The following is a 7,415-nucleotide window of genomic DNA, read 5'->3' on the forward strand; positions in this document are numbered from 1 at the left end:
AATGTGATTATTACATTTTGTCGTATCAGAAAAGTTACCTCTTTTTGTATGGAAATTATATAATTGCAATTTGTCACTTATTGCAATACCGTAATGTGGGAAAGATCTTGCAGACATTTTGCCACCTTAAATTATTTGTTTACATTATTTTATATTTACAACCATATCTTAATGTATATCTAAGAATTTTAAATTTATAATGTTTAAATCCACAATATGGACAATATTCTATTTTAATCATTATTTAAATCCTACAATTTCTTGGATTTTTGTTTTAATTAATGTCCTTGTATCACCTTCTTTTTGAATCATTACATCAACACTTTCATTAGGTGGAATTATTAAAGTTTTATCACTTTCATTAACTATACGTCTTTTTACATTGGGTCTTTTTGTCATAACTCGAGTTTTTCAAGATCTTTGTTTGTGCAACTATCACAAACTGGATCTTTTAGTTTTAGTATGCTTTTTGATAAACTTATACCGCATTGTTTACATTGTGGTAATGTATATTTCCACTTTGTTTTCATTTTGCCACCCATTTTTTATGCTCTTTATATATTGCATAATGTGGCATAATCCACATTACTAAAAGTGCAAATATAATTAAAGGTTTTGAATATAATGTTTTACTATCTGGAATTAGTAAAAATAAACTAAGCACAAATAAAAATAAACTAAGCACAAATAAAATTATATAATATTTTAGTATGTATGGCTCATAATATACACCATAAACTTCTTTTATTAGATCTTCATATTTCTGTTTTACTGTTAAGTAAGTCTTATATGTAGAATCCCTAAATTTATTTAAAATGTCATTAATTTGATTATTTTTATACATTTGTTTGAACCTCCTTTAGTAATTCACTTTGTTCATCACTTAGTGTTATTGGCATACTGTTTTCAGTACCTTCAAGCAAATCTGTAAATGTAGGTGTAAGTTTTTCCCAATTACGTTTATCATCAAAATCAGGTGAAATTTCTTTTGTTTCTTTAATGAATTGTGAGACATTTCCTTTATCAGGTGAAATAACAACTTCTGAAATAGTTAGTGGCCTTTCATTTTCAACAGGTATATGAGTTTTATATTTTTCTCCTAATTCTCTAAGTGTTCCATCAAGATCTTTTTCCCTGAATCCCCTTGTTTTCAAGTAGTTATTACCATTTGGTAAAGTAACTTCATAAACACCAGATCCAACAACAAATGCCTTTCCTTCATAATCAAAATCCCATTTGCCTAATGAATCAATTGCACTTTCTTTAAACTTTTCACCTTCTAAGTCAAAATTAGTAGTTTGTATTAATTCATTGAAATTAGAATTTTCGTATGGCTCTTTTTCTACCATTATTGAATCAGTTGCAAACATTACAGTTGCATCAACTAAGTCATATTTCTTTACTGCCTTGTGCAATTTTAATCGGGTTATACCAGTAATGTAAGATGCAAAGAATGGGTTAAATCTTCTGCCTGCATGAGTAGATGCAATAATAACTTCATTGTCATTAAGCATAGAAGTTTGATTGTTATTTAAAAAGTCACTTGGATAAATCTTTTCGTAAGGTGTTTCAGTTAGATCTATTGGCTTTTCTTCAATACGTTTATATTCAGTTGTTTGGCAAGTCTTTCCATATAGTGAATTAAGTATAATTTTCAAAAGTTTGGCTCTTTTGTCAAAACCTTCTTTTTCAAACATTTTTCTTTGTGCATACAGATCTCCGATAAAGTCAAATGGGTATTGCGTATTTTCTGTTTCATTTCCAAGCCATGCTTCTATAAGTTGGTAATCTTCAACAAGATTATTTTTAACAGCAAATTCAAATATTGGTTTAATTACAGTAATTTCATGTCCAGTTAATATAGGAAAATGAACCTTATTTGAAAAGTGCGGTTTAATTGCAAATGGTTGTATTGGTTCATTGTGGTTTGTTGTAACTATTGCATTTACAACACCATAATCCGCTTTTTCAATATCTTCAAATTCAAAACTATCAGGTGTAAATACTTGATTGTCAACATCTACATTTATATAGTGTTCCCAATTTAATGTAGTTGGATCTGGTAAATCTTTCATAACTGCTGGATATGCACTATTAATATCAGGTGCAACAACTTCCCCTATTTCACCCCTTTTGAAAACTTCAAACCTACCACCATAATAAGACTCCCAAAACATCTTAGGATAGTTTTGCGAACCAAAACGTGGTTTCTTTTCGGTATTGGCTCTTAGATATTCAGCAGATAAATAACCAGTTGAATAAGGGGAACCCATAGGAATATCTAATTTTTCTGCAAGATCAAAAAGGTTAATTGCTAATTCATAAGTGAGTCTTGCATCTTTCAATGCATACTTCTTAATATCTTCATAATTACTTTGGATATAGTGTTTGGCTTGTGTGCCATTCCAACAATATGGACATAAATCTATAACTTCATTATGTCTTTCACAAGCATTAGAACCAAATTTGTGGGTTTTAATTGGATCTTTACTTTCCCCAAGCCATTCTTTTGCCGCATTGTCTAAAGACGTATAGAAAAATTGGCTAATATCAAAGTGTTGGTATGTGTTTCTATGTTCATCTTGAATTGAAAGGAATTTGCCTTTAATATATTTCAAATTGTATTCAATACCATTAAACTCAAAATTGGTTTCATTAGTAATAGATAACTCTTTCATTTGTTGCATATTAAGTATTTCTGATAAAATTGCATTTGCGTCAAAATCTAAATTATACCAAACATTAATAGCAGATCTGCATTTTCTATGTGTAATAATTTCTAAGATCTGTTGACTTGAAAGAGATTCAACTTTTCGGTTATGATGTATTCCATTAAATTCATCTATGTAATAACTAAGCATAAATACACTACCTTCATGTGTTTCTGTATCAAATGCATTAATCGTTTTGTTACCAGTCCAAGTTGGTTTAATTTGTTGACTATATGCCTTTTCTAAGTTTATCTCTTTTAGTGGTGTATCACTTTTTGACATTGTTGTTAATATATTCCATGGTGCCTTAGTATGTCCATAACGTCTTTGTCACTTCTTGCCTGTTTTAGATCTTCAACTATCTTTCTTGCTTTGGCTTCTGTTGCTCTTTGTCTTTCAGTTTGACTTTTTAGTAATTCATCATTTCTTACTTGCCTTTGTACCTCACTATTTTGCATCCATCCTTTGATACGTGTAGTTTCTTCATTTTCACCTTCTGGTATTTGATTAGGATTCAAACCTTCATAATCCACCCATTTTTCATACCTTTCACGAATTGCATTATTTCTATCACTTTCAGATCTTGGTGTAATTGTATAGTTAATATTTTGTGCATTTCCTTCATTTGATTGTGCTAAATCTTCCAAGTTTTCACCTTGTTGTTGACTAATGAATGTTCCTTTTCCTGCTCTTTGTGTTTTACTTCCCCTTCTGTATGTAATGTTACCTTGTGGATCTTCAAATTTTCTTATAACATCACCACTTGATGTTTCAAATTCCGTAAGTAATTCACTTTCAGGCATTACTATCACAACCCAAAGGTTTATAACAATCCAAGCCTAATAAGAAATTGCAGGCATTTTGCCACCAAATGCCTTTTATTTTTTCTACATTCATGTATAGCAATATCCCTCCTTTTTATCATAAATTTTATAATTTGTACCCAAGATCTGCAAATGACATTCAAAAGAATCACCAATAATTACAAAATTCAATTTATCTATAATTTCAGGTGGCATTTTGAAAGTACCATAATCTTTGTAAAAGATATTCATGTAATCACCCCATTTAACATAGCAATTATAATTGCAATTTCAATTATTAGAATTAGTAGTAAGAAGTTTTGCACTACTAAATGCAATTCCCTATATTTTCCATTCATGCAATCACCTCTATAAACATAACACCAATAAATATTAAAATCCACAACAATCCAAAAGACATGAGTAACAGATCTGTATAATTAACTATCTTATAATTTGCCATCATAATCACCACCATTCAGATCTGCATTTTTATCAAGTCTATTTTCTTCTAATTCTACTTTGTATCCACAAGAAGGACATGTGACAGTTGGTTTAGGTTTATCCCTTGGTTGATAACACCATATCCATCCACAAATTTCTTTTGAGCCCTTTGGCTCATTATGGCATTTAATTGGTATTCCACCTTTTTCCTTACACTCTTGAATAAACTCAATTCTATTACTATTCATGGACCGGCAATTACACTCCTTGTACTTTGCATATTTATAATCTTTTTCCACTTATTCCCCATATTCATTTGCACCTGTTTATGAGTGAGTTTTAAATCTTTTCCACTACCATTAATAGGTGTTAAGATACAATAGAATGGGGAAGTTGAATCACTAAGATCTTCTTTCACCCTATAAATTTCATCTTCTGATATTTTGACAAATTCACCTTTTTCTAAGTTAATCATTGTTATCACCTTTTCCAAGAAATATAGACTTGGATCTTTCCCTAATATAAAGTGATTCAATAAAATATTTATCTAATTTTATACTATGATATTCAATTTCATCTTCTGGATCAAATTGTAACTTATATTTATCTTCATTTGGGTAATGCTTTACTTTGTTTACAGTTGCATCATTAGTAATTGCATTAAGCAATTCACTTGGTACTTTGTGTTTTGATACTTCTTCATAACTTAATGTGTCACTCATTGTTTAAACTCCTTAAAAAAGGATTGTCGATCTGTTTTGTGTTCTTTGTTAATGTTTTGTTGTCCCATATCTTTACACACTTTACAACCAAATGTACCATTTACATATCTTTCATGTGGTGTTGTTTCTCCACAACTGGCACAATACAACCTTACCGTTTTAACGTGTTTTGACATTTTGCCACCTTTTGATATTTCCCATTTTGTTTTCAATGTGCTATTTCATACTCCTAATAATGGGAAGGGAGTTTAGTAAACTATTTCAACAAACCCGGTTTCTTGGTTTGTTTGGTATTCAATTTCCATACCTTCCCTTGGCACAGATCCATAGTAAGATCTGAATTGTCCAAGTTTAAAGTTGGGATTACTCCAACTTTGTTCACTCTTAGGTTCAGGGAAAATGTCGGAAATTGGTTGTTCAAGATCTTCAACTTCAACTTCTACCACAATACAATTTCTTTCCGGGTTGTCAATAGCCAAATTTTGACTTTCACCAGGCATATTACTTGAACCCGAATATTCCTTACCAACTGTTGAAGGTTCAATGTTGGTAATTTCTGCTGTTCCTTCAATTGGACTACTTTCTTCTGCCTGTTCTTCTAACGCATCTGGATTGTATTCTTCTGACATGGTTTTATTGTAAGTCCCTATTGTTTTTTCAATGTGCTATTTCATACACCTAAATAGGGAAGATCTTAGTTACAATCCACCTGCAACGTCATTATATTCTTCAACAAGTCCAGTAAGGACTTTGCTCACGGTTTGTTCCGTGATACGTCCCCGTCTTTCGGCAATACCTGAAACCAGAAGGTCAAAAGTTTCCTTTTCACCTTCTTCCAAATTACCTAACATTGAAGCAATTTGTGGAATACTGGTTTCCTCATATTCCACATAACGCCTGACTTCTGGATGATTCATTAGTTGCTCTTTCACTGAATCATCCAGATCTTCAAAGTCAACTTCTGCCTGTGCTGTCTCGTTTTCCTCGTTGTCGTTGTCGTTGTCTGCCATGGTGTTTAACACCTATTGTTTCACGCGTGTACGTGAAGATTGTTTAGGGTGGCTTTGCAACCCTTTATTTTTCCAAGCCACTGGGTTGCAGATCTGTTTTCCGTATTGGCAGATCTGAACCAACTGATTTACTAAAGAAAGGCACAAGGCTTGAAAGGAAAGATGTATGGGGCAATTCACCCATACTTTACTTTCCCTCTTTCTTGGCCTTCCTGTAACTATACCATTTACTGGGTTCATATTAAAACTTTCCCTTTCTTGTTTACAGGTAGTACCATGAAAACCAACTTCTTTTTGCATTGTAGTGGTTTTCAATGGTTACACATAGTACCAACACACCCCAAGACCTTAAGAGTATTACATTTTTGCATCGGGTTGTTGACAGGTAATAAGTGCCTAAATCAGTAGGTAGAAGGCTTCTACTGCCTGTTTAGGATTAATCTAAGCCTACTTATATCATGCTACTAACTAAAAGCAAAAAGGCTACATTTCTTGCCTGTTAGTTATAAGACCCATTAAAGAGTATAGTCCATTATGGGTTCAAAAACCCCAAGAAATGCAGATCTGCATTTCTTGAATCACGTAAAAACATAAACCATGGCATTGAAAGATAGTCCATTGGCAGTTGTATTGGCACTATTGTTGGGTGTGACTGCTGGTACAGTTTTCGGTGTTGTTGATATTAGTGTATTGCAAACAAACCTTGCCCCATTTGCGGGTTATATTTTCCTCGGGTCTTTGGGTGGTGCATACCTAATTTCAGAAAGGCAATTGGGTAAATTGGATAGTTGGGAAATGCTGTCTTTTGGTGCGCCAATTGCCGCATTACTTTTGTACCAGTTTGTACCTGAATTTGTGACTTTTGTTGAAGCAAACCAACCCATTATGGGTGTTGGTCTTACGGCAATTTCACTTGTTGCATTTTACATCCTAATGGAGACATAAAACAATGAAACTTGGAAAAGCACTAATCAGTATCATGGCGGTAATGTTGGTTGCAAGTAGTTTTGTTGGTGGAGTATCAGCAAGTACACTAACAGTTGCAGAAGATGGATCTGAACAATATCCAGATCTTGAAAGTGCAATTAGTAATGCTGCAGATGGTGATACTATCAATGTTTCACCAGGAGTATATTACGAATATGTTGAAACAGATAAAAACCTAACTATTCAAAATGCAAACCCCGACAATGGGGAAGTGTATGTTTTGCCATTGTTTGCAAATGATACACAAGTACCAGAAGGTACTTCCCCACTTGTAAACACAACTGTTGATAATACTATCACAATTGGTGACAATGTTACCACTTACGATAAGAATGTTATTACAGTTGGTGAAAGTGGGCAAGATTACCTAAGTGTGCAAACTGCTGTTGACAATGCAAAGGCAGGGACGGAAATTAAAATTGCAAATGGTTCTTACAACGAAAGTGTAAACGTAACAAGTAACTTTGTGCTATTCAATGCACAAAACCAAGAAAATCCAAGTGTTGAAATTGATGCAAGAGATACAAGTAGAGGTGTTGCAATTTACACAGAATCCCTTGATACCATTGAAGAAAGTGGGGATAAGGAAGTGTATGTTTCAAGTGACATTACTACACTTGATGCAACACTTTCATCTACAAGTGGTGGCACGTCAATTGCTGGTTTTGAATTGACTGATACCTTTGTGGGTATTCCTTACTGGTTGTGGATCTTGGCCTTGGTCCTTGGTGGATTCTG

11 protein-coding genes and 1 pseudogene are annotated in these 7,415 nt (G+C 33.0%); 2 read left to right on the forward strand and 10 right to left on the reverse strand.

Going from position 1 to position 7,415, the window contains the following annotated elements; genetic code table 11:
• Positions 1-240 precede the first annotated feature (240 nt).
• The 10 genes from QZ276_RS01780 to QZ276_RS01825 all read right to left on the reverse strand — a co-directional run bounded on the left by QZ276_RS01780 (position 241) and on the right by QZ276_RS01825 (position 5,690).
• A complete protein-coding gene (locus tag QZ276_RS01780) occupies positions 241-399 on the reverse strand; it encodes a hypothetical protein (RefSeq protein WP_292484743.1) in 159 nt (52 codons plus the stop codon).
• A 127-nt stretch (positions 400-526) separates the two neighbouring features.
• A complete protein-coding gene (locus tag QZ276_RS01785) occupies positions 527-844 on the reverse strand; it encodes a hypothetical protein (RefSeq protein WP_292484745.1) in 318 nt (105 codons plus the stop codon).
• Positions 837-2,993 (reverse strand): DNA polymerase, encoded by a 2,157-nt coding sequence (locus QZ276_RS01790; protein ID WP_292484748.1) that lies wholly within the window; start codon positions 2,991-2,993, stop codon positions 837-839. Before QZ276_RS01790 ends, QZ276_RS01785 begins: the two co-directional genes overlap by 8 nt.
• Before the next feature lie 5 nt (positions 2,994-2,998).
• Positions 2,999-3,514 carry a hypothetical protein gene (locus tag QZ276_RS01795; RefSeq protein ID WP_292484750.1) on the reverse strand — a complete coding sequence of 172 codons (516 nt, stop codon included), beginning with the start codon at positions 3,512-3,514 and terminating at the stop codon, positions 2,999-3,001.
• A 449-nt stretch (positions 3,515-3,963) separates the two neighbouring features.
• Positions 3,964-4,257: a hypothetical protein gene (locus QZ276_RS01800; protein WP_292484752.1), complete on the reverse strand. Its 294-nt coding sequence runs from the start codon at positions 4,255-4,257 to the stop codon at positions 3,964-3,966.
• A complete protein-coding gene (locus QZ276_RS01805) occupies positions 4,203-4,433 on the reverse strand; it encodes a hypothetical protein (protein WP_292484754.1) in 231 nt (76 codons plus the stop codon). Before QZ276_RS01805 ends, QZ276_RS01800 begins: the two co-directional genes overlap by 55 nt.
• Positions 4,426-4,680, reverse strand: a complete 255-nt coding sequence (locus QZ276_RS01810; RefSeq protein ID WP_292484756.1) for a hypothetical protein — start codon at positions 4,678-4,680, stop codon at positions 4,426-4,428. Before QZ276_RS01810 ends, QZ276_RS01805 begins: the two co-directional genes overlap by 8 nt.
• On the reverse strand, positions 4,677-4,892 hold the full coding sequence (locus QZ276_RS01815) for a hypothetical protein (RefSeq protein ID WP_292484757.1): 216 nt from the start codon (positions 4,890-4,892) through the stop codon (positions 4,677-4,679). Before QZ276_RS01815 ends, QZ276_RS01810 begins: the two co-directional genes overlap by 4 nt.
• A 36-nt stretch (positions 4,893-4,928) precedes the next feature.
• Complete coding sequence (locus tag QZ276_RS01820) at positions 4,929-5,309, reverse strand: hypothetical protein (protein WP_292484759.1); 381 nt, start codon at positions 5,307-5,309, stop codon at positions 4,929-4,931.
• Between the two features lie 69 nt (positions 5,310-5,378).
• Positions 5,379-5,690: a hypothetical protein gene (locus QZ276_RS01825; RefSeq protein ID WP_292484761.1), complete on the reverse strand. Its 312-nt coding sequence runs from the start codon at positions 5,688-5,690 to the stop codon at positions 5,379-5,381.
• Positions 5,691-6,308: 618 nt separating this feature from the next.
• Here QZ276_RS01825 and QZ276_RS01830 point away from each other — a divergent pair.
• Both QZ276_RS01830 and QZ276_RS01835 read left to right on the forward strand, forming a co-directional pair.
• Positions 6,309-6,635: a hypothetical protein gene (locus QZ276_RS01830; RefSeq protein ID WP_292484763.1), complete on the forward strand. Its 327-nt coding sequence runs from the start codon at positions 6,309-6,311 to the stop codon at positions 6,633-6,635.
• 4 nt (positions 6,636-6,639) lie between these two features.
• Positions 6,640-7,415: pseudogene (locus QZ276_RS01835) on the forward strand (hypothetical protein); the annotation flags it as partial.

Origin of the sequence: Methanohalobium sp., assembly GCF_018609725.1 — an archaeon.
Classification (GTDB): domain Archaea; phylum Halobacteriota; class Methanosarcinia; order Methanosarcinales; family Methanosarcinaceae; genus Methanohalobium.